The 23,946-nt window shown below is 69.4% G+C and carries 23 protein-coding genes, 2 pseudogenes and 1 riboswitch; of the genes and pseudogenes, 8 read left to right on the forward strand and 17 right to left on the reverse strand.

Annotated elements, in window-relative coordinates; genetic code table 11:
• Positions 1–151: 151 nt before the first annotated feature.
• The 4 genes from ACTWQJ_RS18110 to ACTWQJ_RS18125 form a co-directional block, all read right to left on the reverse strand.
• Entirely contained in the window at positions 152–1,018 is an 867-nt protein-coding gene (locus ACTWQJ_RS18110) for a carbohydrate ABC transporter permease (protein ID WP_443307660.1), read from the reverse strand.
• Positions 1,015–1,968, reverse strand: a complete 954-nt coding sequence (locus ACTWQJ_RS18115; protein WP_443307661.1) for a carbohydrate ABC transporter permease — start codon at positions 1,966–1,968, stop codon at positions 1,015–1,017. Before ACTWQJ_RS18115 ends, ACTWQJ_RS18110 begins: the two co-directional genes overlap by 4 nt.
• Positions 1,969–1,988: 20 nt before the next feature.
• Positions 1,989–3,353: an ABC transporter substrate-binding protein gene (locus tag ACTWQJ_RS18120; protein ID WP_443307662.1), complete on the reverse strand. Its 1,365-nt coding sequence runs from the start codon at positions 3,351–3,353 to the stop codon at positions 1,989–1,991.
• Positions 3,354–3,649: 296 nt separating this feature from the next.
• The gene (locus ACTWQJ_RS18125; RefSeq protein WP_443307663.1) at positions 3,650–4,066 is read right to left on the reverse strand and encodes a hypothetical protein; all 417 of its coding nucleotides are present in this window, start codon (positions 4,064–4,066) and stop codon (positions 3,650–3,652) included.
• A 320-nt stretch (positions 4,067–4,386) separates the two neighbouring features.
• Between ACTWQJ_RS18125 and ACTWQJ_RS18130 the strand changes: the two genes are divergently transcribed.
• Positions 4,387–5,019, forward strand: a complete 633-nt coding sequence (locus tag ACTWQJ_RS18130) for a hypothetical protein (RefSeq protein ID WP_443307664.1) — start codon at positions 4,387–4,389, stop codon at positions 5,017–5,019.
• Between the two features lie 90 nt (positions 5,020–5,109).
• Here ACTWQJ_RS18130 and ACTWQJ_RS18135 read toward each other — a convergent pair.
• The 9 genes and pseudogenes from ACTWQJ_RS18135 to ACTWQJ_RS18175 form a co-directional block, all read right to left on the reverse strand.
• Positions 5,110–5,737: pseudogene (locus tag ACTWQJ_RS18135) on the reverse strand (SDR family NAD(P)-dependent oxidoreductase); the annotation flags it as partial.
• A 295-nt stretch (positions 5,738–6,032) separates the two neighbouring features.
• Positions 6,033–6,728 (reverse strand): response regulator transcription factor, encoded by a 696-nt coding sequence (locus ACTWQJ_RS18140; protein ID WP_443307665.1) that lies wholly within the window; start codon positions 6,726–6,728, stop codon positions 6,033–6,035.
• Positions 6,725–7,168: a sensor histidine kinase gene (locus ACTWQJ_RS18145; protein WP_443307666.1), complete on the reverse strand. Its 444-nt coding sequence runs from the start codon at positions 7,166–7,168 to the stop codon at positions 6,725–6,727. Before ACTWQJ_RS18145 ends, ACTWQJ_RS18140 begins: the two co-directional genes overlap by 4 nt.
• A gap of 9 nt (positions 7,169–7,177) precedes the next feature.
• Positions 7,178–8,209, reverse strand: coding sequence for a HAMP domain-containing protein (locus tag ACTWQJ_RS18150; protein WP_443307667.1), 1,032 nt, complete (start codon positions 8,207–8,209; stop codon positions 7,178–7,180).
• A complete protein-coding gene (locus tag ACTWQJ_RS18155) occupies positions 8,196–8,684 on the reverse strand; it encodes a hypothetical protein (RefSeq protein ID WP_443307668.1) in 489 nt (162 codons plus the stop codon). The genes ACTWQJ_RS18150 and ACTWQJ_RS18155 overlap by 14 nt, the downstream gene beginning before the upstream one ends.
• Before the next feature lie 157 nt (positions 8,685–8,841).
• Positions 8,842–10,296, reverse strand: coding sequence for a SulP family inorganic anion transporter (locus ACTWQJ_RS18160; protein ID WP_443307669.1), 1,455 nt, complete (start codon positions 10,294–10,296; stop codon positions 8,842–8,844).
• An 8-nt stretch (positions 10,297–10,304) separates the two neighbouring features.
• Positions 10,305–10,883, reverse strand: a complete 579-nt coding sequence (locus ACTWQJ_RS18165; RefSeq protein ID WP_443307670.1) for a carbonic anhydrase — start codon at positions 10,881–10,883, stop codon at positions 10,305–10,307.
• Between the two features lie 126 nt (positions 10,884–11,009).
• Positions 11,010–12,455 carry an alkaline phosphatase PhoX gene (locus tag ACTWQJ_RS18170; protein ID WP_443307671.1) on the reverse strand — a complete coding sequence of 482 codons (1,446 nt, stop codon included), beginning with the start codon at positions 12,453–12,455 and terminating at the stop codon, positions 11,010–11,012.
• Between the two features lie 213 nt (positions 12,456–12,668).
• On the reverse strand, positions 12,669–13,916 hold the full coding sequence (locus ACTWQJ_RS18175) for an RNA-guided endonuclease InsQ/TnpB family protein (protein WP_443307672.1): 1,248 nt from the start codon (positions 13,914–13,916) through the stop codon (positions 12,669–12,671).
• Positions 13,917–13,944: 28 nt separating this feature from the next.
• On the opposite strand from ACTWQJ_RS18175, the gene tnpA reads away from it, so the two are divergent.
• Together tnpA and ACTWQJ_RS18185 are read left to right on the forward strand one after the other, a co-directional pair.
• Positions 13,945–14,361, forward strand: a complete 417-nt coding sequence (tnpA, locus tag ACTWQJ_RS18180) for an IS200/IS605 family transposase (protein WP_443307673.1) — start codon at positions 13,945–13,947, stop codon at positions 14,359–14,361.
• A 197-nt stretch (positions 14,362–14,558) separates the two neighbouring features.
• Positions 14,559–14,873 (forward strand): calcium-binding protein, encoded by a 315-nt coding sequence (locus tag ACTWQJ_RS18185; protein ID WP_443307674.1) that lies wholly within the window; start codon positions 14,559–14,561, stop codon positions 14,871–14,873.
• Positions 14,874–14,884: 11 nt separating this feature from the next.
• On the opposite strand, the gene ACTWQJ_RS18190 is transcribed toward ACTWQJ_RS18185, so the two are convergent.
• Positions 14,885–15,217: a UPF0158 family protein gene (locus ACTWQJ_RS18190; protein ID WP_443307675.1), complete on the reverse strand. Its 333-nt coding sequence runs from the start codon at positions 15,215–15,217 to the stop codon at positions 14,885–14,887.
• A gap of 1,164 nt (positions 15,218–16,381) precedes the next feature.
• Here ACTWQJ_RS18190 and ACTWQJ_RS18195 point away from each other — a divergent pair.
• Complete coding sequence (locus ACTWQJ_RS18195; protein ID WP_443307676.1) at positions 16,382–17,512, forward strand: hypothetical protein; 1,131 nt, start codon at positions 16,382–16,384, stop codon at positions 17,510–17,512.
• A 47-nt stretch (positions 17,513–17,559) separates the two neighbouring features.
• Here the strand turns inward: ACTWQJ_RS18195 and ACTWQJ_RS18200 are convergent, their stop codons facing one another.
• Complete coding sequence (locus tag ACTWQJ_RS18200; RefSeq protein WP_443307677.1) at positions 17,560–17,703, reverse strand: hypothetical protein; 144 nt, start codon at positions 17,701–17,703, stop codon at positions 17,560–17,562.
• Positions 17,704–17,753: 50 nt separating this feature from the next.
• Between ACTWQJ_RS18200 and ACTWQJ_RS18205 the strand changes: the two are divergent.
• From ACTWQJ_RS18205 to ACTWQJ_RS18220, 4 genes and pseudogenes are all read left to right on the forward strand, one after another.
• Positions 17,754–18,154: pseudogene (locus ACTWQJ_RS18205) on the forward strand (3-hydroxyacyl-CoA dehydrogenase family protein); the annotation flags it as partial.
• Between the two features lie 197 nt (positions 18,155–18,351).
• Positions 18,352–18,575, forward strand: a riboswitch (cobalamin riboswitch).
• A gap of 172 nt (positions 18,576–18,747) precedes the next feature.
• Positions 18,748–21,066 carry a 5-methyltetrahydropteroyltriglutamate--homocysteine S-methyltransferase gene (gene metE / locus ACTWQJ_RS18210; protein ID WP_443307678.1) on the forward strand — a complete coding sequence of 773 codons (2,319 nt, stop codon included), beginning with the start codon at positions 18,748–18,750 and terminating at the stop codon, positions 21,064–21,066.
• Between the two features lie 339 nt (positions 21,067–21,405).
• Positions 21,406–22,575: an alkaline phosphatase PhoX gene (locus ACTWQJ_RS18215; protein ID WP_443307679.1), complete on the forward strand. Its 1,170-nt coding sequence runs from the start codon at positions 21,406–21,408 to the stop codon at positions 22,573–22,575.
• 95 nt (positions 22,576–22,670) lie between these two features.
• Positions 22,671–23,096, forward strand: coding sequence for a rhodanese-like domain-containing protein (locus ACTWQJ_RS18220; RefSeq protein ID WP_443307680.1), 426 nt, complete (start codon positions 22,671–22,673; stop codon positions 23,094–23,096).
• Here ACTWQJ_RS18220 and ACTWQJ_RS18225 read toward each other — a convergent pair.
• Both ACTWQJ_RS18225 and ACTWQJ_RS18230 read right to left on the reverse strand, forming a co-directional pair.
• Positions 23,023–23,373: a BBE domain-containing protein gene (locus ACTWQJ_RS18225; RefSeq protein ID WP_443307681.1), complete on the reverse strand. Its 351-nt coding sequence runs from the start codon at positions 23,371–23,373 to the stop codon at positions 23,023–23,025. The two genes, ACTWQJ_RS18220 and ACTWQJ_RS18225, sit on opposite strands and share 74 nt — an antisense overlap.
• Positions 23,373–23,946: FAD-binding oxidoreductase (locus ACTWQJ_RS18230; RefSeq protein WP_443307682.1), on the reverse strand; the 574-nt coding region annotated here is incomplete at its 5' end. The genes ACTWQJ_RS18230 and ACTWQJ_RS18225, both read right to left, overlap by 1 nt.

Below are 23,946 nucleotides of genomic sequence, written 5' to 3' on the forward strand. Positions count from 1 at the left end.
CCCGGGCGGCCAGGTAGCCGTTGCCGGTGAAGGTGGGGTGGTAGCCGGTGAGTGCGGCGAGGTGGTGGTCCCCCCGGCGGGAAGCCGGGGAAGGGTCGTCGGTGGTCAGCACCCACGCGTCGGGGGAGGCTGCTCTGCTCGGGTCCGTCACTTACTTCAGGCCTCCCGCGGTGAGTCCGTCGACGATCCGGCGCTGGAAGAACAGCACCGCCAAGACCAGCGGCAGCGTCACGACGACACCGGCCGCCATCTGCGTACCGAACGGCTGGTCGTACTTGTACTGGCCGGTGAAGAGGGAGACGATCACGTTCGCTGTCATCATCTGTCGGTCGTTCACGACGCTGACGGCAATGAGGAATTCGTTCCAGGCGCAGATGAAGACCAGGATCGCCGTGGTGAAGATGCCGGGCGCGGCGAGCGGGAGCACGACCTTGCGGAACGCCTGCGCGGCGGTGCAGCCGTCGACCTGTGCGGCCTTCTCCAGCTCGGCCGGCATCTGGCGGAAGAACGCGGTGAGATTCCACACGGCCAGCGGCAGGGCGAAGCTCATGCTGGGCACGATCATCGCCTGATAGGTGTTGATCCAGCCCGCGTCCGTGAAGAGCCGGAGCAGCGGCACGACCAGAGTGATCGGCGGGAACATGGACGCGGCGATGATCAGGGTGAGGATCAGGGTCTTGCCGCGGAAGTGGAGCCGCGCAAGCGCGTAACCGGCGAAGATCGCGACAAGGAGGGTGAGCGCGGTGGTGGCCCCGGCGACGACGAGGCTGTTGAGCAGCGCGCGGCCGAAGCCGTTGCGCGCGTCGAAAGCCGCAGCGTAGTTGTCGAAGGAGACCGCCGCCGGGAGCGGGGAGTTGGAGAACTGGTCGGAGGGCCTGCGCAGGCTGGAGACCACCATCCAGTAGAAGGGTACGAGGCAGTAGACGACGATGGCGGCGATGCCGATCCGGCGGGCCAGGGAACCGGTGCGGAATCGGCCGATGGCCGTGATCGGGGTCGTGGTCGGGGTCGTGCTCATTGCGAACTCCTCGTGCCCCGGCCGATCAGGTCGGCGCCGAACAGCTTGACGAACGCGAAGGCGGCCACCGCGATGTAGAGGAACAGCACGGTGGCATAGGCGGCCGCGGTGCCGAACCGCAGGTTGCTCATCTCCTCGAAGGCGATCATCGACAGGGTCTCGACGGAGTACTTGCGCGGGCCGACGAGCACGTACGGCAGGTCGAACATGCGCAGGACGTCCAAGAGCCGGAACAGCACCGCGACCACCAGCGCCGGGCGGACCAGCGGCAGCGTGATCCGCCAGAAGGCGCGCCAGGGCGAGGCCCCGTCCACCCTGGCCGCCTCGTACAGCTCGCCCGGGATGATCTGGAGCCCGGCCAGGACGAGGAGCCCGATGAACGGCGCGGTCTTCCACGTGTCGGCGATCACCACGGAGAGCCAGGCCTGGAAACCCTCGCTGCTCCACAGCACCTTGGCGCCCAGCAGCTCGTTGGCGATGCCCTGGCTGTTGAAGATCCACTTCCAGAGCAGACCCGAGATCGCCGTGGGGATCGCCCAGGGAACCAGGATCGCGGCACGCACCAACGCCCGCCCGCGGAAGGCCCGGTGCATCACCAGCGCCATCGCGACGCCGATCAGCACCTCGATGGCGACCGAGACGAGGGCGAAGGAGGTGGTGTTCCACCAGGGCCGCAGGAAGCGGTCCCCGGTGAACACGGCTTCGTAGTTGTCCAGACCGTAGGAGGTGGTGGTCACCTTGAAGCCGGTCTGCGGGTCGATGGAGTTGCTGGAGACGACGAACGACAGCCGGAAGGCAGCGAGCACCGGATAGCCGACGACCAGGCCGAGCACGATCAGGGTGGGAGAAAGCAGGGCGGCGGCCAGCCTGCCGGTCCCGGCCCTGCGCGAGGTGCGCGGGGGCCGGGACGCGGTGTCGCGGCGGCGCCCCGCCTGGGAGAGGACGGACACCAGGGGACCTCTTCCGCCGACTACTTCTTCTCGGCGATCGCCGCGGACAGGTTCCGCTGCATGTCGGCGAGTGCGGCGTCGACCGACTTCGATCCGCTCAGCGCCGCGGCCGCGCTCTCCTGGATGGCGGCGGTGGCGTCGCCGTACTGCACGACCACGGGCCGGGGCACGGCGCTGCTCAGCGACTCCTTGAGGGTGGCCAGGTAGGGGAACTGCCGGCGCAGGGCGGGGTCGTCGTACAGGCCGGCGTACGGCGGGGCGGCCGAGGTGACCTTCAGGTTGGTGCGGGCGTTGGCCTCGCTGGAGAAGAACTTGATGAAGTCGAGCGCGGTGGCCTTGTTCTTGGCGAACTTGCTCACCGCCAGGTCGAGTCCGCCGAGGGAGGACTTGCCCGGGCCGTCCAGGCCGGGCAGCGGCGCCACCCCGAACTTTCCGGCAACCTTGCTGGACCCGTCCTCGGCGTTGGCCAGTGCCCACTGGTACGGCCACTGCCGGTGGAAGAGCAGCTTGCCCGCCTGGAAGGCGCGGCGGCCGTCCTCCTCCTGGTAGGTCGAGGACTCCTTGGGGAAGGTGCCGTCCTTGAAGCCGTCGGCGAGGAACTGCAGGCCCTTCCTGGCCTCTTCGGTGTCGACGGTGGCGTTGCCCTCGGCGTCGACGACGGTGCCGCCCGCCGAGGCCACGGCCTCGGAGAAGTTGACGGTCAGGCCCTCGTACTTGTCGAACTGGCCCGCGTAGCAGTCGACGCCCTTGCCCTCGGGCAGCTCGGCGACGTCGGCGCAGGCGTCCTTCATCTCGTCCCAGGTGGTGGGCGGCTGCACGCCCGCCTTGTCCAGCAGGTCCTTGCGGTAGAAAAGGAGGCCCGCGTTGGTGTTGAACGGGATGGCGTACTGCTTGCCGAAGTACTCGCCGGTCTTGACGACGGCGGGGAGCATCTTGTCGAGCGGGAACTCCTTGGCGGGCAGTTCGTCGATCCACTGGTTGGCGGCGAACTCGGCGACCCAGATGGGGTCCAGGTTGAGCACGGTGTAGGCGTCCGACTTGGTCTGAGCGTTCTGGATGAACTGCTGCCGCTGTTGGTCCGCGCTCTCGGGCAGCTCGACGAGGGTGACCTTCTCGTCCGGATGCTCGCTGTTCCAGCGATCGAGCTGGCCCCGGATGGTGCCGGTCGTGTCCTTGCCGGTGGCGAGGGTGATCGGGCCGCGCCCGGAGAACTCCCCCGGGCTGCCGGCCGACGGCTCGGAGGAGTCCCCGCCGCACCCGGCGAGAGTGGCGGCGAGCAATGCGGCGGACGCCGCGACGGCCCAGGCGGACCGCCGCCTCACCGTCCCCGCCTTGGTGGCGGCCGGGATGCCGGCCTCTCTGCGGCTCATCTGCGACGAACTCACCGTGCTCCTCCTCGCGATCCTGCGCATGCCTCCGAACGGCCCCGCGGCAGGCGCCCCGCCCCCGCGGTCCGCCACCGGGCCGATTTGATCGTTCAACATGCGCCCCGTGAAGCGCCGCGTCAACCCTTGGGAACCAAGGTGATTGGATCGTTCATATCGCGCGACCGGTCCGCATCCGGAAGCTCCCGCCGCGCGGCACGCGTGGAGCGTTTCGTTTGGATCACTGGACCTGGCCAAGACGCACGATGGGGTGCAGGCCACCCGCCGCGTTCGGGCGCTGCGACGGCTACCAGCCCTCACGGATCAGATGGAGACTGCTGTGTTCCCTCACGGGGTGAGGACGATGCGGCCGTTGATCGAGTGGTCCTCCAGTCGTTGGTGAGCGAGCGTTCGATCTCGGTGTTGGCGAGGCCGTCGGCGACCGCTTTCAGTGCGGCCTGGGCGGCCGGCGGGACGGTCTCGGGGTGTATCGGCAGGTAGCCGCCGGCGTTGAACCCGGTGACGATGAAGTTGCCGTACCAGATCCGGTTGCCGTCGATGCCCTGGTCGACGATCGGTGCCGCCCGGGTTGACGCCGACCGCGGACACGCACGGCGACCTTGCGGCGGGGCCTGCGGCGCGGTGGGCTGAGCCTGTACTCGGGCCATGGTGGAACCGCGCCAGGCGCGGGGATCGTCATAGGTCGGGTCGGGCGAGGATGACGCCTGAGCCATGGTTTGGGCTGCTCGTCAGGCGCGTATGCTCTCGGACGGCTTGCAGGCGACGTACGGGCGTCGTACGGGCACAGCAACGGGGGCAGGCGATGAGTGGAAGCGCGGGGCAGAACCCTTGGGGGCCGTACGGCGGACAACCGCCAGGGGGCCCGGCTCCGGTGTGGCCCCCTGGTCCCCCGGTTCCGCAGCGCCGTCCCTCATGGCGGAGCCGAGTGTGGCGCACGATCAACCCGATCGCGGTCGGCCGCCGGGTGTTCACTCCGTCGCGGCCCGACCGGGTTCAGGACCCGGCCGTGAAGAAGGTCCAGGTCCTGCGTACGGTGGTCGGTTTCGCCGCGGTGGTGTGCATCCTGCTGGCGTACCGGGTCGTGGCGGACGCCGAGGGTGTATTGGACCAGCGCATGGACCAGATCGAGACCTCTGTGAACCTGGCTGCGATCACGCTCCCGGTCTGCGTGGCGGGGTTCATCGCGGCGACCCGCCCGCCCAACCGGCAGCTGTTCCTGCGGCGTGCGCTGAAACCGCTGGGAGCGCTGTGCGCGCTGGGCTGTGCGATCGCCTTCATCCTGCTGCTCGGCAACGGCGTGTTCGGGGACGTTTACTTGACCGGTGAGGAGAAGCCGTCCCCCGGGGCCTACGCACGCCTTGCCTTCATGCTCTTCTTCCTGCTGTGGTATGTGCCGTTCTTCCTCTACGGCATTGCCATGGTCCTGGTTCATGTGTTCCGCACTGCCGACATCCACGAAGCGCTGCCGCCGCTGCTGGCGATGGTGCTGGTGTGGGAACTCGCCGTCGCTGACTTGTTCACCGGCGCCTACGACGCCGCGCCCTTCGGTGTGCGGATGGCCCTCGTCTTCGGTCCACCGTTGTCCATCACCGCGGTGAGCCTGTGGGAACTCAGGCGGCTCCGGTCACGCCATGGCATAACGGTGCGGCAGGCAATGCTTCGCTGATCGGGCGAGGCGGAGAGGTGAAGGCACGGCTGCATTGCGGCGCGTGGATGGCGCTCAGGGCCACCCACACGCCGAAGTCGCAGCGGACGATCAGGCCTTGAGCAACCGCTCGCTCAACTCCCACAGCCGCTGTGCCGACTCCGGGTCGACGGCGTGCGGTACGACGTCGGACGGGATGTCCTGCTCGGCACCGAAGGCGATGGGCTTCGGTGTGTCCAGCGGGTGAGATGTCATTGTCCTTCAGGTAGACGCCGCCGATCCCGGCGAGCAGCGGGCTGGTCGCGGCGAACACGCTGGTGCTGGCCCCCTGCTGCGGCGTCTTCATCTCACGGTCGGGATCGATGACCGGTCGGCCCGAATCGTCGACCAGTCCCATGGCCCGCAGCGCCTCATCGGTCACCGCCGGTCCGTCCTCGGAACGCGAGGGCCCCAGGCTGGTGGTGACGACTATGCCTGGGTGCACGGCGTAGCCGCGGATCTGGTCGCCGGCCCATCGGCGATCCAGCTCGACAGCGAACAGGACGTTGGCGGTCTTGGACTGGCCGTAGGCGAGCATGCCGTCATAGCCGGTGGTGAAGTGCGGGTCGTCCCAGCGGATGTCGCAGAGCCGGTGGCCACCGGAGGTCACGTTGACCACCCGGGCGCCGTGAGCAGCACGCAGCTCAGGCAACAGCGCCAGAGTCAGTTGGAAATGGCCGAGATGGTTGGTCGCGAACTGCGATTGTTTCGGCGAGCAGGGGGGGTTCCGGCGGCGATCCGCCCGATGAGGGGCACGTCCACCGCAGGAGGCGGGTTGTCGCCCGCATCGGGGTCCAGGAAGCGCGTACGCGGTAGACGCGTGGGAGCGGCAGGCCAAGGCCCGCGCCGCGCGTCGCCGCCCAGCGGCCTCACTGCCAGATGCGTCAAGAACTCCTCCAGCGGAACCCGAAAGGCTCTCGTCTGCTGGTCGTGACGGACCGAGCAGAGAGCGATCCGCGTGCCTTTCGCCGGACGAGCGTCAGTGCCAACAGTCCTCATGTTCGGGCGAGTTCGTCGCCTTCCAACCGATAACCCCGCCCCCGCACCGTGGTGATCCTCGACGCCCCCAGCTTGCGGCGGAGGTAACGGACGTACACGTCAACGATGTTGGAGCCCTCCGACGCCTCGTACCCCCAGACGTCACAGAGGAGGTCCTCTCTGCTGAGCACGCTGCCGGCGTTGCGCATGAGGTGTTCCAGCAGGGCGGCCTCTCTGGCGCTGAGCTGGATGATCCGGCCGTCCACGTAGGCCTGGTGGGTTCGGGTCTCCAGGGCGATTCCGGCGCGGCGCAGGACGGAGCTGTCGGACTCGCGCAGGCGCAGCCGGAGGCGGACGCGGGCGAGGAGTTCCTCGAAGCTGAAGGGTTTCGTCATGTAGTCGTCGGCGCCGCCCTCGAGGCCCGTCACCGTGTCGGCGACGGTGCCCCGGGCCGTGAGGATGATGACCGGGATGGCGCTGGAGGCCGCGCGCAGGCGGGAGATGACGGTGAAGCCGTTCTCGCCGGGCAGTCCGATGTCCAGGACCATCAGGTCGTGCCTGCCCGACATGGCCGCGCGCCGGGCCGTCCGCCCGTCGGTGACGACCGTGGTGAGAAAGCCGTGGGCGTCGAAGCGTTCGGACAGGTAGGAGGCGATGTGCGCCTCGTCCTCGGCGATGAGGAGGTGCCTGCGGTTCTGCCTGTTCTGGTTCATGGGGTCCAGTGGTGTGTGCCGGTCACGGCGTGCGTGACGTACGGGATGCGCAGGGTGAAGGTCGCTCCGTGGCCCGGGCTGCTGTCGACATGGATCTGGCCGTGGTGCGCCTCGGCTATGGCCTTGACGATGGCCAGGCCCAGCCCTGCCCCGGTTCTGCCGCGGCTTTCCTCGGCCCTCGCGAATCGCTCGAAGATGCGTTGCTGATCGGCGAGGGGGATTCCGTGGCCGGTGTCCTTGACCCACAGTTCGACCGCGTCGGCGCCCGCACGTCCGCCGATCCAGATCCGGGCGTGCTCCTCGGTGTGCTGGGCGGCGTTCTGAGCCAGTTGGATCATGGCCTGGGTGAGGAGCTGTCGGTCGGCGTGGAGGGTGTCGCGGTGGGGGTTCTCCTCGAAGTCGAGGAGCCAGCGGCGTTCGGCCAGGGCGGCGGCCTTCACGTACACCTCCTAGATCAGTTCGGAGAGGGTGAGGTCCTCGGGGCGCAGCGCGTCGGGGCGGCGGGCCTTGGCCAGCATGAGGAGTTCCTCCGCCATACGGTGCATGCGGTGCAGTTCGTCGGTGATGACGGCGACCGTGTGGGCGCGGGCGGCGGGGTCGTCGGGGAGGGTCTCCAACTGGCTGAGCACGATGGTGATCGGCGTGCGCAGTTCGTGGCCCACGTCGTTCATGAACTGCCGCTTGGTCGTGAAGGCGTCGTCGAGGCGGTCGAGCATGTCGTTGAAGGTGCCGGCCAGTTGGCCGATCTCGTCCCTGTCCTGGACGCGGATGCGGCGGGTGATGTCCGACTCGTGGATCGAGCGGGCGGTGTCCCGCAGGAGCCGCAGCGGTGCGACTATGCGGGTGGCGAAGATCCAGCCGACGCAGGCGGAGAGCAGCATGGCGCCGAGTCCGAGATAGATCTGGGTGCGGATCGACGCGTTGATGTTGTCGCGTTCCTGCTGGGTGAACGTGGCGATGACGAGCACGCCCCGCGCGGCGTCGCCCCCCACCGCGACGGGCACGGCCACGAACCGCACCGAGCCCGCCGGGCTGTGCGTGTCCCCGTAGGAGGGGGTGCGGATCGCGGCGGCCCGGTCCATCAACGCGCGGTCGGTGTCCAGTCGGGCCGGCGGCTCCTCGGCGGAGCGGCGGTACGGTGTCCCGTCGACCAGGGTGATCAGGGTCTGGCCGTGTTCCGGTATGTAGCCCTGCAGGTAGGAGACGAAGAGCTCCCGGACGCCGCCGGGGCCGGTCCCCGCACCGCCCGCGGCCTTGGTCGCGAAGGCGCGGAACGCGTCGACGTCGTGGGCGAGTTCGCGATCGACACGTTCGTTGAGGCGGGCCGTGAGGAGGTACGACTCCGCGCCGGTGAGGCTCGCCAGGGTCAGGCCGACGAGCATCAGCATCCGCCCGAGCAGGCGTACGCGGATCGAGCGCAGTGGGTGGCGCCCGGGCATGGCGACGGCCTGCTGCGGGGGTGTGGCATCAGTCGTCACCACCGGCGCCATCGTCGTCTCCGTCGTCTCCGTCGTCTCCGTCGTCGGATGCGGGTGTGCTCGGCGTTCCCGAGAGGGTCGGCGCCCTGGGAGTGGGGGTGGGTGTCGGATCGTCGTCGGACACCACTCCGGCGGGGACCGGGGACTGCGGTGACACGGGCTTCGCCGTGGGCGTCCGGTCGTCGGTGTCTTCGTCGTCCGGCGGCGCGGTGGCGGGGGCGGGGCCGAGGTCGGCCGCTTCTTCGTCCGCGTCCGAGGGCCGTACCGTCGTGCCGGGGGACGGTGACCGGGTCGGGGTGTGCTCCGTCGCTTCCCCGCCCGACGGCACGGTGCTCTGCGCGGGGGCCGGTCCGGTTCGGCCTACGACGACGGGATCGCCGAGATCGGGAGGCGGCGCCTGGTGAGCACCGGCCACGGGGATTCCGACGAGCAGAACGGCGCCCACGGCTATGGCGGCGAGACGCTGGCTGCGGGTCACGCGGGTACGACCTCCTCGATGTTCTCGACGTTCGCGGTTCGTCCGAAAGACGTATCAACGGGTCCAGGTGGCGGCATGCCCTGCGCATGACCCGTTCGTGAACATTGCGTGCGGGGGCGGCACCCGCACGGCGCCACCCCCGCAGCCCACCGAGGGCTCAGACGGCCATCGTCACCTTGGCCTCCGCCGCACCGGTCGCCCCGTGCCGCTCCGCCCAGTTCTCCAGAGCCGTACGGCAGGCGTGGTCGAGGTGGTGCACCCGAGACAGGTCCAGGTCGACGGGGCGGTCCTGCGGGATCGCCTCCAGGGTGTCGAGGATCTTCGGCAGCCTGAGGAAGGTCGCATTGCCGCTCAGGTGCGCCTGCACCGGACCCGCGCCCTTGTCGACGATCTCCAGCCTGACATGGGACGCCTCCCAGGCCGTCTTGCCCACCGCAAGCGCGAGTCCGATCAGTACGCCCTCGAACATGCTGATCGCGACGATCGACACCGCGGTGACGACGAGGATCACGGCCTCGCCGCGGTGCCCGCGCCAGAGGGAGACGAGTTCCTTCACGGGGATCAGTTTGAAGCCCGAGTGGACCAGGACGGCCGCGAGCGCCGGGATCGGGATGACACCCAGTGCGGCCGGCAGCAGGGCCGCGAACAGCAGCAGCCAGGCTCCGTGCAGGACCCGGGAGGCCTTCGTCCGCGCCCCCGCCTGAACGTTGGCCGCGCTGCGCACGATCACCGCGGTCATCGGCAGCGCGCCGAGCAGACCGCAGACCGTGTTGCCCGCGCCCTGGGCCATCAGCTCCTTGTCGTAGTCCGTGCGCGGGCCGTCGTGCAGCCGGTCCACGGCCGCCGCGCTGAACAGGCTCTCCGCCGAGGCGATCAGCGTGAACGCCAGCACGGTGCTCACCATCCCGACGTCCGCCAGCCCCGCGAACCCGCTGGGCGTGGGCGGCTGGATCGCCGAGAACAGCCCCTTCACGGTCACGTCGGTGACAGGGAGGCTGAATGCCAGCGAGGTGATGGTCGCGAGCGCGACCGCCGCGAGCGGGCCGGGCACCACACGTACCTTCTTCGGCAGCCTCGGCCACAGCACCAGTACGGCGATGGTGCCCGCGCCCAGCAACAGCGACGCCACGGCCGGGGCGGAGTCCAGCGAGCCGGCGAGCATCTGCGGAAGCCCGGCGATCTTGTCGATGCCGGAGGACGGCGCCTTGCTGTGGGTCATCGCGTACAGCTGGCCTGCGATGAGCACCAGGCCGATTCCGGCGAGCATGCCCTCGACCACGGCGACGGAGATGGCCCGGAACCAGCGTCCCCAGCGCAGCGCCCCCATGCCGAGCTGCAGCAGGCCCGTGGCCAGCACGATCACCCCGAGCGCCCCGAGCCCGTGCTCGTGCACGGCCTCGAAGACCAGCACGGTCAGACCGGCGGCCGGGCCCGACACCTGGAGGCTGCTGCCCGGCAGCAGACCCGTGACGAGTCCGCCGACGACACCGGTGACGATGCCGAGTTCGGCCGGCACCCCGGAGGCGACCGCGACGCCGACGCACAGCGGCAGGGCGACCAGGAACACGACGACGGAGGCCGCGAAGTCCTGCTTGAAGTAAGCGGTGTTCATCGGATGCCTCACAGCGTCTCGAAGGAGTCGGATTCGGCCCGGTATGCCAGCACGCCGCCGGTGTGGACCTCGTAGAACCAGGCGTGGACCCGGAGCCGCCCGTCGTGAAGGCGGGGCTGCACGCACGGGTACGACTTCAGCCGGAGCACCTGGGCCAGCACGTGGTGCTGGACCGCCTCGGCGACGAGCGGGTCGTCCTGCGCGCCGGCCGGCAGTCCGGCGGCGTGACCGAGCCACTCGCGCACCGCCGGTACGGCCGACAGGTCGTCGCCGCGTACCAGCGCGCCGACCGCGCCGCAGTGGGAGTGCCCGCAGACCACGATGTCGGACACACCGAGCACCTTGACGGCGTACTCGATCGTCGCGGCCTCGGAAGTGGGACCCGCGTCGTACGGCGGGACGACGTTCCCCGCCGTGCGCAGCTCGAAGAGCTCACCGGGGCGGGCACCGGTGATGAGCGAGGGGATGACGCGTGAGTCGGAGCAGGTGATGAAGAGGGCGTACGGCGACTGTCCTGCGGCCAGTTTGCCCAGTTCGGCGCCCTGAGAGTGGGCGAAGGTGCGTGCGTGTGCGATGAGGGTTTGCATGTCAGTTTCCTCGTGAGGAGAGGTGTCACTGGCAAGGAGCCGGCAGTGGCGCGCCGTTGAGCCACTGCCGTCGAACCGGTCGAGCCGTGAGGGGGCGGAATCGGAGGGGAGGGGGAACCGGCGGAACTAGTCGTCGTCGCCGTCGTCGCCCGTCCACGGGCCGGTGATGGCGAGGAGGATGCCGGGGTCCTGGATGTTGGCGAACAGCGTCCTGCCGTCCCGGGAGAAGGTGACGCCGGCGAACTCGCTGTACTCCGGCGCCTCCGGGGTGCCGACGTTCAGCTCGTTGCGGGCGATCGGGTACATGTGGCCGTCGGCGGTGGCGCCGAACAGGTGCGAGACGCCGTCGCCGTCCTCGGCGATCACCAGGCCGCCGAACGGGGAGACAGTGATGTTGTCCGGGCCGTCGTAGGCACCGTCCCGGGAGACGTCGGTGTTCACCGCCAGCAGGACCTTGAGGGTGATGGTGCTGCTGCGCGGGTCGTAGAACCACACCTGGCCGTCGTGCGGGGTGCCGGGGCTCTCGGTGCGGGCGTAGCTGGAGACGAAGTACGCGCCGCCGTCGCCCCACCACATGCCCTCGAGCTTGCGGGAGCGGGTGATCTCACCGGCCAGGAACTGCTTGCGCACGGAAATGGTGACGGCGTCCCGGTCCGGGACCTTCACCCAGTCCACGCGGTACACGGTGCCGACCTGGGTCGCGCGGGAAAGGTCGTCGACGTACTGCCCGCCGGCGTCGAAGCACTTGAACGCCTCCAGCACACCTGCGTTGTCGGCCAGGGCACGCAGCTTGCCGGGGCCGTGGGTGAAGCCGACCGGCGGGGTCCAGCGGTAGAGCAGGCCGTTGGGCTTGGAGGCGTCCTCGGTGAGGTAGAGGTGGCCGCGGTACTTGTCGACCACGACCGCCTCGTGGGCGTAGCGGCCGAGGCACTTGACCGGCTTGGGGTCGAGGTTGGCCGCGCTGCCGTGCTCGGGGTCGACCTCGAAGACGTAGCCGTGGTCCTTGGTCATACCGTTGACGCCGGCCTTGTCCTCGGTCTCCTCGCAGGTGAGCCAGGTGCCCCACGGGGTGACGCCGCCGGCGCAGTTGGTGGACGTGCCGGCGATGCCGACCCACTCGCGCACCGAGTCGTCGGTCACCTCGACGACGGTGCAGCCGCCGGCCGCCGCCGGGTCGTAGACCAGGCCGTCGACGTGCGGCACGGGGTCGCCGGCCTCGGTCAGCGGGTCGTCGATCTCATGGTTGTTCACCAGCAGAGTGACGGTGTCGTCGTCATCATCGCCGTCGGCCGCGAAGGCGCCCGTGCCGTCGTGATTGCTCGGCGTGGTCTGGCCGGACTCCAGCGTGGTGACGCCGGTGCGGGTCAGGATCCGGTAGGAGAAGCCCTCGGGCAGGGCGAGCACGCCCTTCGGGTCCGGGACCAGCGGGCCATAGCCGACGCTACTGCCGGCCGCGGCCGTGTCGGCCACGGCACCGGGCGCCGACAGCAGAGCCTCCACACTGCCGATGAGCATGACCCCGGCGCCGGCCAGCGCCGATCGGCTCAGCAATTCCCTGCGATTCAGCGGCATCTCGTCTCCCGGATGAGCGGAGTGTGCGAAGTGGTGAGTGGTGCTCGCCGACCGAGGGGAGGTCGGCGCTCCGCCATGCTGACCAGCCGGAAAGAACCTCAGCAGAAGCCAAGGAGAAGTCATGAATGTGCGTCTCTCATGTTTCTCATCTCGGCGAACAGGACGGCTGGGGCGATCCCCGAACGTTGTGACGTACTTGACGTGCTCCCTGGCCTAAGGCCCAGGGATTCCGACCTGGGTCGTCTGCCCCTTCCGGGGGCTTCCTGCTTCTATGCGCTGTGCCGGGACTTTCGTCCTGGTCTTACCGGCGCTCTGCGAGGCGTTTAGCGTCTCCGCCCGTCCGGCGGCGACGATACGGCGTCCTTCGAAGAGGACGTTGCGTGCTGCGTTGTGGTCGCGGTCGTGCACGGTGCCGCACCCGCCGCACGTCCACTCCCGGACGTCCAGGGGCTTGGGGCCGTCCCGGAATCCGCAGGCCGAGCAGACCTGAGAGGACGGGAAAGCGCGGTCCACCCTGGCGAAGGTGCGGCCGTGCTTGACCGCCTTGTACTCCAGCATGCCGACGAACGCGGACCATCCCGCGTCGTGCACGGACTTGGCGAGCCGGGTGCGGCCGAGGCCGGACACCGCGAGGTCTTCCACATACACCGCTTGGTTGTCGCGCATGATCTGCGTGGATGCCTTGTGGTGCCAGTCCCGGCGCCGGTCCGCCACCTTCGCGTGCTGGCGTGCGACCTTGATGCGGGCCTTGGTCCGGTTCTTCGATCCCTTGGCCTTGCGGGACAGCTCCCGCTGAAGGCGCTTGAGTTTCTTCTCCGCCCGGCGCAGGAAGCGGGGACTGTCGATCTTCTGGCCGTCGGACAGGACCGCGAAGGCGGACAAGCCGAGGTCGATACCGGACTCCGCCTCCAGTTCGGGGAGGGTGTCCGGCTCGGTGTCCACGACAAAGCTGAGGAAGTACCGGCCGGAGCTGTCCTTGGTGACGGTCAGGGACGTGGGCGCGACCGGAAGCCGGCGGGACCACTTGACCTTGAGATTGCCGACCTTGGCCACGTACACCGTGCCGTTCTCCTTCAGGGAGAAGGCGTTGGTGTTGAGGCGGATCGACTGCCGGGTGTCTTTCTTCGACTTGTACCGGGGCGGCCCGACCTTCCGGCCCTGCCGCTTGCCCCCCAGGCTGTCGAAGAAGTTCTGGTAGGCGGTGTCGAGGTCCCGAAGGGACTGTTGCAGAACGACCGCTGACACGTCGGCGAGCCAGGCGCGTTCCTCGGTGCGCTTGGCCTGGGTGATGCGAAGCCGGGACAACTGGGCCGACTTCACATACGGCAGCCCCGCCGCGTGCGCTTCCTTGCGGTCGCGCAGGCAGTCGTTCCACACCACGCGGGCGCACCCGAACGCCTGGGCCAGCGCACGGCGCTGGATGGCATCCGGGTAGGCCCGGTAGTTGTAGCGGAGCTGCATAACCAAGAACCTACCTACGACTGGTCTCATGGAAGAGCAGAACGACTACAGGCGTGGCAGACACATCGTTTCGGCGATGCACGTGCACTTGGTCTTCGTGACGAAGTACCGGCGTGGAGTCTTCAACGACGAGATGCTGACACGCTGCGAAGAGATCATGCGCAAGGTGTGCGAGGACTTCGAGGCGGAGCTGAAGGAGTTCAACGGCGAACGCGATCACGTCCACCTCCTGATCGACTACCCGCCCAAGGTCGCCGTCTCCAAGCTGGTCAACAGCCTCAAGGGCGTCTCCGCCCGCCGGATACGCCAGGAGTTCACCGACCACATCAACCGCGCCGTCATGCACGGGCATCTGTGGTCGTCCTCGTACTTCTCGGCGTCCTGCGGCGGAGCACCATTGGCGATCGTCCGTCGGTACATCGAGCAGCAACAACGCCCGCTCTAAGGTGCAGATCAGAGCAGTCCTGAGATGCATTCAACCCCGGCGTCAACGCCGGGGCTTTCTGCAAGAGTCCCGGTAAGCGCTACGAGGCAGCATGCTTGCCGTCGGCACGGGAGAGACGACCGTCGTGGCTCAGGGCGGAGCGGTGGGCAGTTGGCCGAGGAAGTGGAGCAGCGGGCCCGACCGGTACGGTGTTCCGTGTGGACGGGCAGCTGGGTGACGCGGAACTCGATGAACTGGTCGCGCAGGCCACCGTGGATGCCTACGACGAAGAGGAGCAGCTCACGGGCCTCTACACGATGCTCGTAGAGCATCTGGCCGTCCCGTTCAAGACGGTCGTTCTCGGGGTCGAGGTCACTGTGAAGAAGGTGGACCTGCTGCCCGGCAGCCAGATCGTGGCGGTCTGTACGCGAGGCAGGCACCGGCAGGCGATCGGCATTCTCGACCTTCCGTTGCCGGATCCGGCGCCCGATGGGGCTGAGTGGATTGAGGCCTACCGGCACTGGGGACAGTGAAGGCACTCAGGTCAGTGGCCGCCCGACAGCGCCAGCCGGTAGCCCTGATCGGCGAGCCAGGCCCGGGCCCGGCCGTACTGCCGTTCCCCGGCGAACAGCCGGTACCGCCCCAGCTGTGCCGGTGAGGTGGCCAGCATGTCCTTGAAGCGGCGGAACGCTCCTCGACCCTGGATCGCGATGCCGAGTAACCGGGCGAGGTCCTGGTCGTCAAGGGTGGTGATGAGGTCCTCCATGTCGCTGTAGGCGTAGCGCGATCCGGCGCGCGGGACATGGAGCCACCGCTCGGTGCCTTCCGGTTCATCCTCGTCCCATGACCCTCGGTGTCCGCGAGGGTGGGCCGGCACGCTTCGGTGTTCAGGTCGATACAACCACCGCCCCAGGCCGGGTCTCCTTCGAGCAGACCGGAGAGTTCCTCCAGGTCGACCGGCAGCGGCCGCAGCACCAAGACGGCACCGCCGGCCACAGCCTGGCCGCCGAGCGTCCACCCTCGCCGACGGCAGCCCCCTCAGCCCGACGACACCCGCCACTTCCAGTGGCAGTGACTGCGTCCCGGCACGGCCCTCGGCTTCCTCGCGTACCGCGACCGCCACCGCTCCCCCCTCTCCCTCACCCCCACCGGCCGCGCCGCCGCCCTGACCGCACTCCGAGCACGCGCCCACGCCCCGCGGACCACGCCCTGGCGTGATCCTCCCGCTCAGGTCCGGGCGAGCAGTACGCAGCCGAGTTTCAGCAGCGCGGTGCGGAAGGCCGACAGATCGCCGGGAGCCACCATGAGGTGCCTCGGACACAGATCCGGGAGCACAGCGCGCCCGCCCTGCGGCCCTTCGCGATCACCACGGCCTGTGCCTCGTCCACGCACTCCAGCAGGTGACACGTACCCAGATCCCGTACTTTCTCGGTGCGGGAGGCGGCCGAGACGGTCTGCGGCAGTTCCTCTCCTGTGCTGCTCCCTGCAAGGAAGCGGCCTCCTTCAGGCTGCGGCCTGCGTGGAGGGCCTTCAGCAGGAAGGCGGTGGACAGCGTCCAAACGTGGTCGGCCGACCGGGTCGCGAACGCGTCGAGCAGCAGCGCCTCGGCGGGGACCAGACCGTTGAGTGCCACAACGTCGAAGTCCGGCAGAATCCTGACCGTGCTCTGCGCCCCGACGGCAGGCGCCGGACCTGGCCGGTAGTCGTCGGCGCGCCCCGTGCCCCGCCCGGTTAACTCCAGTCGGCCGCCGGACAGTTCGGTGAGACCGCTGGCCTGAAAGTAGCAACGGCCAGGCGAAGGCCGTGACCGCATCGCCCTTGTAGAAGTCACCGCCGGTGAGGACCTCGCCCAGCGCTCGGATCGTGGCTGCGGAGGGGCGCTGCGTCTTGTCGCTGCACCAAAGCCTGCCGCGCCAGCTGCAGCACGGCCGCGAGCTCCGTTCTGGCCCCATGCTCCATCGCCCGCTGCAGCGTCCGGTGGCACTGCCGCCGTGGCCGCTCCGCGTCCACGCCCACCCTCGGCGGCGATAGGGTCCGCCATGTGAGCGAGTACCAGTATTACGAGTTCCAGGCGCTTGAGCGGCCGCTCAGCCGCGAGGAACAGGAGCAGCTGCGGGCCATCTCCACCCGGGCCCGGATCACGGCCACCAGCTTCACCAACACCTACAACTGGGGTGACCTGAGCGGCAATCCGCGCCGTATGACCGAGCACTACTTCGACGCCCACCTGTACGTCACCAACTGGGGCACCCACCGGCTGATGCTCCGCCTGCCCAAACAAGCCCTGCCTCTGCATACCGCACAGCCATACTGCCTGGACCACCATGTCCAGGCCTGGACCACCCGCACCCACCTCCTGCTCGAAATGACCAGCGAGGACGAGGGTGGCGACTGGGTCGAGGGAGCCGACGACTCGCTGGCGGCCCTCATCGGCGTACGCGACGAACTCGCCACCGGCGACCTGCGCCCTCTCTACCTGGCCTGGCTCTCCGCGCTCACCGCCTGGGAACTCGAGGACGACGACGAAGAGGAGTACCACACCTGCCCGGAGCCACCCGTCCCGGCCGGGCTCGGCGAACTGACCGCCTCGCAGGCCGCGCTCGCGGACTTCCTGCGCGTGGATGCCGACCTGCTCGCGGTCGCGGCCCAGGCCAGTTCCGCCGCGCCCAAGAAGTCGGCCAGGCCCACGAAGAAGGAACTCGCTCCGCTTATCGCCGCTCTGCCCCAGAAGGAGAAGGACGCTCTGCTGCTGCGGCTCGCCCTCGGCCCCGAACCCCGGTTGCGTACCGACCTCATGCACCGCCTGCGCGGCAACACTGCCCCGACCACCGTCCCCGGGCGCCGCTCCGCCGCCCACCTCCTGGACGCCTCCTACACGCGGCGCACAGAACGCCGACAGCGCGCCGAACACGTACGAGCCGCAGCCCGCGACCGACAGCCAACCGCCCTTGCCCGTGACGCCGAAGCCGCCTGGCAGCAGATCGAGGCACACATCGCCGCCAAGAAGACCAGCGCCTACGACCAAGCCGTCACCCTCCTTACGGAATTGCGCGACGCCTACGCGCACACCGAACGAGACAAGGACTTCCGGCAGCGCCTGACCCGCCTGCGCGAGGACAACCAGCGCCGCCCCGGCCTGATCCACCGCCTCGACCGCCACGGCCTCCGATAGCCCCGCTCGTTCCGAGACCGGGCGGGCTGGGCCGTTCCCTCCCCGCCTCAGGGAAGCAGCGTGAACGCGGGAACATGATCGGGCACGAGCGCCCGGAAGTGCCGAGGGTCGAGCGTCACGACATCCGCCAGCTTCAGCCGCTCCGCCACAGCGACCCCCGAAGCATCCGCGACACGCAGCGGAAAGCCCACTCCACCATCGTCGACAGCCTCAACGCCGCCCCGGAAGGCTGAGCTTGCTGATCGTGTCCTCCCTGCGCACGGCACCGAAGACGGTCGCCACCGTCGAGGACTTCGCCACCCACATGCTCGGCAAGACGGTCGTGCACTCCCAGGACCGGGCGGGCTTCGTCGTCGCCGCGCTGGTCATCCCGTACCTGCTGGCGGCTATCCGCATGGCCGCATCCGGCTTCGCCACCGCCACCGATATCGACACCGGCATGGAACTGGGCTGCGTCCACCCATGGGGCAGCTGAAGCTGGGCGGACCTGATCGGCCTCGACACCGTCGCCTCGATCGCCGAGTCGCTGTACGACGAGTTCAAGGAACCCCTCTACGCCCCCACTGCTCCAGCGGATGGTGGAGGCGGGGCTGCTAGGCCGCAAGACCGGCCGAGGGGTTCCACATGTACGGCCATGGCTGAGCGGCTCTCGTGCGACCGGGCTGCGGGCCCGGACCGCACCCGCCAGCCGAGGGATCCGGCGGCTGCTCACAGGCGGAGGGCGGGAAGCGCGTGTGCGGCCGTTCCCGTCCTCGGCCTGCCTTAATCGCATCGGTCAGGTGTGCCACGTCACCATCCGAATGCTGGATGTGACCCGACGTGGCCCCGGACCGCCCCCTAGGCTGGCCGGTGCAGCTGGTACGCCCCGTCCGTCAGACGGGATGCGTCGTAAGAGGGAACCCGGTGGGAATCCGGGACTGCCCCGCAGCGGTGAGCGGGAACGACCGCCGTCATACGCACTGGGTCCGGTGAAGAGGGCCTGGGAAGCGACGGCCAGTAGGTGTCCTCACGTCGTGAGGACGTGCCCGCGAGTCCGAAGACCTGCCAACTGCCCGCGCACGAACCGCTCGTGCACGGACATCCCGGTGACCTCGAGGGCGGGTCGGCGTACATACCAGGCGGATCGACGGCGCAGTATCACGTACGGCGCGAGGTCGCTTCTGCCCGGTCCGCACCCTTCGCGCTCTCGTCCCGTCCCCGGGATCTCAGGGATTCATCTCGCGAAGGAGATCTCCGTGACTACCAAGTCCGCAGCCGCGGCAGCACGGTCCACCGTGTACGGCTACCCCCGCCAGGGACAGAACCGGGAACTCAAGAAGGCGACCGAGGGCTACTGGAAGGGCCGCGTCACCGCCGACGTCCTCCGTGCCACCGCCGCCGACCTGCGCCGCACGAACTGGCGGCAGCTCGCCGAAGCCGGCCTCCACGAGGTGCCGACCGGTGATTTCTCGTACTACGACCATGTCCTGGACACCACCGTCATGGTCGGCGCGATCCCCGAGCGGTACCGGGCGGCCGTCGAGGCGGACGCCTTGGACGGCTACTTCGCCATGGCCCGCGGTACACAGGATGTCGCGCCGCTGGAGATGACCAAGTGGTTCGACACCAACTACCACTATCTCGTCCCGGAGTTTGGCCCGGACACGGTGTTCACTACCGACTCCACCAAGCAGGTCGCCGAACTGAAGGAAGCCCTCGCGCTGGGCCTGGCCGCCCGGCCCGTCCTGGTAGGCCCCGTCACCTACCTCCTGCTCGCCAAGCCCGCCCCCGGCGTGCCTGCGGACTTCGTCCCGCTCACCCTGCTGGACCGGCTGCTGCCCGTCTACGCCGAGGTCCTCGCCGATCTCCGGGCGGCCGGCGCCGAATGGGTGCAGTTGGACGAGCCCGCCCTCGTGCAGGACCGCACACCGGCCGAGTTGAACGCCGCCGAGCGGGCCTACCGCGACCTCGGCGCCCTCACCGACCGGCCGAAGCTGCTGGTCGCCTCCTACTTCGACCGGCTCGGCAACGCCCTGCCGGTGCTGGCCAAGGCCCCGGTCGAGGGGCTGGCGGTGGACTTCACCGAGGGCGCCGCCGCCAACCTCGACGAGCTCGCCGCCGTCGGCGGACTGCCCGGCAAGCGCCTGGTCGCGGGTGTGGTCAACGGACGCAACATCTGGGTCGACGACCTGGAGAAGTCCCTCGCCACGCTCGGCACGCTGCTCGGTCTGGCCGACCGGGTCGATGTGGCCGCCTCCTGCTCCCTCCTCCACGTGCCGCTGGACACCGCGGCCGAGCGGGACATCGACCCCCAGATCCTGCGCTGGCTCGCCTTCGCCCGGCAGAAGGCCGCCGAGATCGTCACCCTCGCCAGGGGTCTGGCCCACGGTACGGAAGTGATCGCCGCGGAGCTGTCCGCGAACCGCGCCGACCTCTCCTCCCGCGCCCACTCCCCCATCACCCACGACACGGCCGTCCGCGCCCGCGCCGCCGCGGCCACCGAGGCGGACGCCCGCCGCTCCCAGCCGTACGCCGAGCGGACCGCCGCCCAGCGCGCCCACCTGGGCCTGCCCCTGCTGCCGACCACCACCATCGGCTCCTTCCCGCAGACCGGCGAACTGCGCACCGCCCGCGCCGACCTGCGCGCGGGCCGCATCGACCCGGCCGGCTACGAAAAGCGCATCAGGGCCGAGATCCAGGAGGTGATCTCCTTCCAGGAGAAGACCGGCCTGGACGTCCTGGTGCACGGCGAGCCCGAGCGCAACGACATGGTCCAGTACTTCGCCGAGCAGCTCACCGGCTACCTCGCCACGCAGCACGGCTGGGTCCAGTCCTACGGCACCCGCTACGTCCGCCCGCCGATCCTCGCCGGTGACATCTCGCGCCCCGAGCCGATGACGGTGCGCTGGACGACATATGCCCAGTCGCTCACCGACCGGCCGGTCAAGGGCATACTCACCGGCCCGGTCACCATGCTCGCCTGGTCCTTCGTCCGCGACGACCAGCCGCTCGGCGACACCGCCCGGCAGGTCGCCCTCGCCCTGCGCGACGAGGTGAACGACCTGGAGGCCGCCGGCACGTCCGTCATCCAGGTGGACGAGCCCGCGCTGCGCGAGACCCTACCGCTGCGCACCTCCGATCGCCCCGCCTACCTGGCCTGGGCCACCGAAGCCTTCCGGCTCACAACGTCCGGCGTACGCCCGGACACCCAGATCCACACCCACATGTGCTACGCCGAGTTCGGCGACATCATCCAGGCCATCGACGACCTCGACGCCGACGTCATCAGCCTGGAAGCCGCCCGCTCCCACATGCAGGTCGCCCGGGAACTCGCCGCCCACGGCTACCCCCGTGAGGCGGGACCCGGCGTGTACGACATCCACTCCCCCCGCGTCCCGAGCACCGAGGAAGCCGCCGACCTGCTGCGCACCGGCCTGAAGGCCATCCCCGCCGAACGCCTCTGGGTCAACCCCGACTGCGGCCTGAAGACCCGCGGCTGGCCGGAGACCCGCGCCTCGCTGGAGAACCTGGTCACCGCGGCCCGCACGGTCCGCGGCGAGCTGCCCACCTCCTGACCGGAGCGCTTCCGGAGGCCGGGGTGCCCACCGGTGCCCCGGCCCCGGTGTGCCAGTAACGACGCCCCACAGCATCGGTGAGCGGGAATCGCCAACGGCCCGGGGCACCTTGGCCTGCTTCCCATCAAGAAATCTGCACCAGTTGGTCCGGGGGAATTCCCTGATGGTTCATTTGGTGACGGGCTGATCGTTTCTGCGCCAAATCTACTCACCGGTTGGCCGGGAGGAGTTGGTCCAAGGGATCCTTACCGTCCCCTGCCAGGGGCCCTAGGGTCCCCGGTGACCAGTCGGCGGCGCTCAACAAGCCATCGTTCGCCCTTCTTTGACGAAGGAGTACCTGTGGAACGTCGCAACTTTCTACGCGGTGCAGTGATCGGCACCTCGGCCGCCGTATTCGGCGGCACCCTCATGCACGGCGCGGCCTACGCGGCCCCGGCCCAGAACGGCACCAGCCCGTACGGTGGCCTGCTGGCCGCCGACGCCAACGGCATCATGCTGCCCAGCGGTTTCACCAGCAGAGTCATCGCCCGCTCCAACCAGACGGTCCCCGGCACCTCCTACACCTGGCACGGCGCCCCCGACGGCGGCGCCTGCTTCGCCGACGGCACGGGCTGGATCTACGTCTCCAACGCCGAACTGGGCAGCGGGGCCGGCGGCGCAAGCGCCGTCAAGTTCAACTCCTCGGGCACCATCACGGGCGCCTACCGGATCCTGTCCAACACCAACCGCAACTGCGCGGGTGGCGCCACCCCGTGGAACACCTGGCTGTCCTGCGAGGAAGTCAGCCGCGGCTACGTCTACGAAACCGACCCGTGGGGCGCGAAGGCCGCCGTCCGCCGCGACGCGATGGGGCGGTTCAACCACGAGGCGGCCGCCGCCGACCCGGTGCGCAAGGTGATCTACCTGACCGAGGACGAGTCTGACGGCTGCTTCTACCGGTTCATCCCCACCACGTGGGGCAACCTGTCCTCCGGCACCCTCCAGGTGCTGAAGGCCGGCACCGGCACCTCCGGCTCCTTCACGTGGACGAACGTGCCCGACCCCGACGGCTCCCCCACCTACACCCGCGACCAGGTCGCCGGTGCCAAGATCTTCAACGGCGGCGAGGGCTGCCACTACGCGAACGACACCGTCTGGTTCACCACCAAGGGCGACAACCGGGTCTGGCAGCTCAACCTGCTCAACAGCACCTACGAACTGGCCTACGACGACAGCCTGGTCACCAACGGCACCGCTCCGCTGACCGGCGTCGACAACGTCACCGGCAGCTCCTCGGGCGACCTGTTCGTCGCCGAGGACGGCGGCAACATGGAGATCTGCATCATCACGCCCGACGACATCGTCGCCCCGTTCCTGCGGATCACCGGCCAGTCCAGCTCGGAGATCTGCGGCCCGGCCTTCTCCCCCGACGGCAGGCGGCTGTACTTCTCCAGCCAGCGCGGTACGTCCGGCAGCTCCTCCGGCGGCATCACCTACGAGGTCACCGGGCCGTTCCGCACCACCGCCTGATCGCAATCCCGTAACCACACTCACCCAGCAGATCGCCCACTCACCTGCCTGCGGCGCCCGGAGGAACACCGGGCGCCGTCGGGTCAATAAGCGGGATGACCAAACCGGCCGGGCTGGTCACTCTGCGGCCGCTGCCGAACCGACCAGCTCCGACCGGACGGCTTACTCACCAGCAACTGCTCGACCCGATGGACAGCACTAACATGCACGTGATCGACGCACGCCCTGCAGAGGAGTACGCCGCCGGCCACATCCCCAGAGCCCGGTCCCTGCCGCTGGACGGACTCGAACCGCAGCGGGACGAACCAACCAAAGACACGGAACTCGTCGCCATCTTCATAGGCTCTCGTGTTTCCTTTGGGATCCGTAGTGATGTGCCGTTTGTCGGCGTCTTGCCGCAGGTCCGGTCCTCCCGGCGTTCAGGGCCACCATCCACGGCGTCGATCGTCACCGGCCCTGCTCACCGGGGCGGATGTTCTTGTTGTGGTGGAAGGCGTTGTCGGGGTCGTACTTGGCCTTGACCTCGGCGAGTCGCCGGTAGATGCGATCGCCGTAGGCCTCTCGGACGCGGCTGGTGTCGTCGTCGGAATCAAGGAAGTTGACGTAGACGCTGCCGGCGCGGTGCGGCTGGAGGGCCTGGAGGAACCGCCGCGCCCAAGCGGTCTCGGCAGCGGCGTGCTCGCCGGACTCGTCAGGGAGCCACACGGCGTCGATGTTGATGTTGTGGGCCACGTCGCGACCGGCGCAGGCGGTGGCGTCGTGGGGGACCCGGGCGACGGCGCCACCCATGTGGAACATCACCGAGTACGACCGGGGCGAGCCGGCCGTGTAGGCGTGATCGGCGATGACGGCGATGGCGTCGTCGGAGAGGCCGGTGAGGTCCGTGGCCTTCCAGTAGTAGTGCCACCCGTGGGGACGGTGTCGTCGGTGCTGCACTGGTGGGCGATGTAGGGCTTCGGTGCGATCAGGTCCACAAGCGGCGTCTTGACCTGTCGGAGGGCCCGCACGGCACGCTCGCCGTTCTCGACGGCACCGGCGTAGCAGCAGACGACGGCGATGGCCGGCCGCCAGTGCAGGTCCTCGGGGATGACCGGCAGTGGGGGGACGGTGCCGAGCCGGACGACGGTGCCGAGCTCGTCGGGTGCGTCGGCGGCGAAGTCCCGGTAGAAGCGCAGCACGTCGGTGGTGTCGTCGGCCGCCCAGAAGAGGGGGCCGGCCAGCACGGTCGGGCCGACGGGATGCAGAGCGAACCGGAACGAGCTGACGACGCCGAAGTTGCCGCCGCCGCCTCGCAGCGCCCAGAACAGATCGGGGTGGTCGTCGGCGGACGCCCGGACGATGCTGCCCTCGGCGGTCACCACCTCGGCGGCA

The organism is Streptomyces sp. KR55, from assembly GCF_052245645.1.
Lineage (GTDB): Bacteria > Actinomycetota > Actinomycetes > Streptomycetales > Streptomycetaceae > Streptomyces > Streptomyces flavusporus.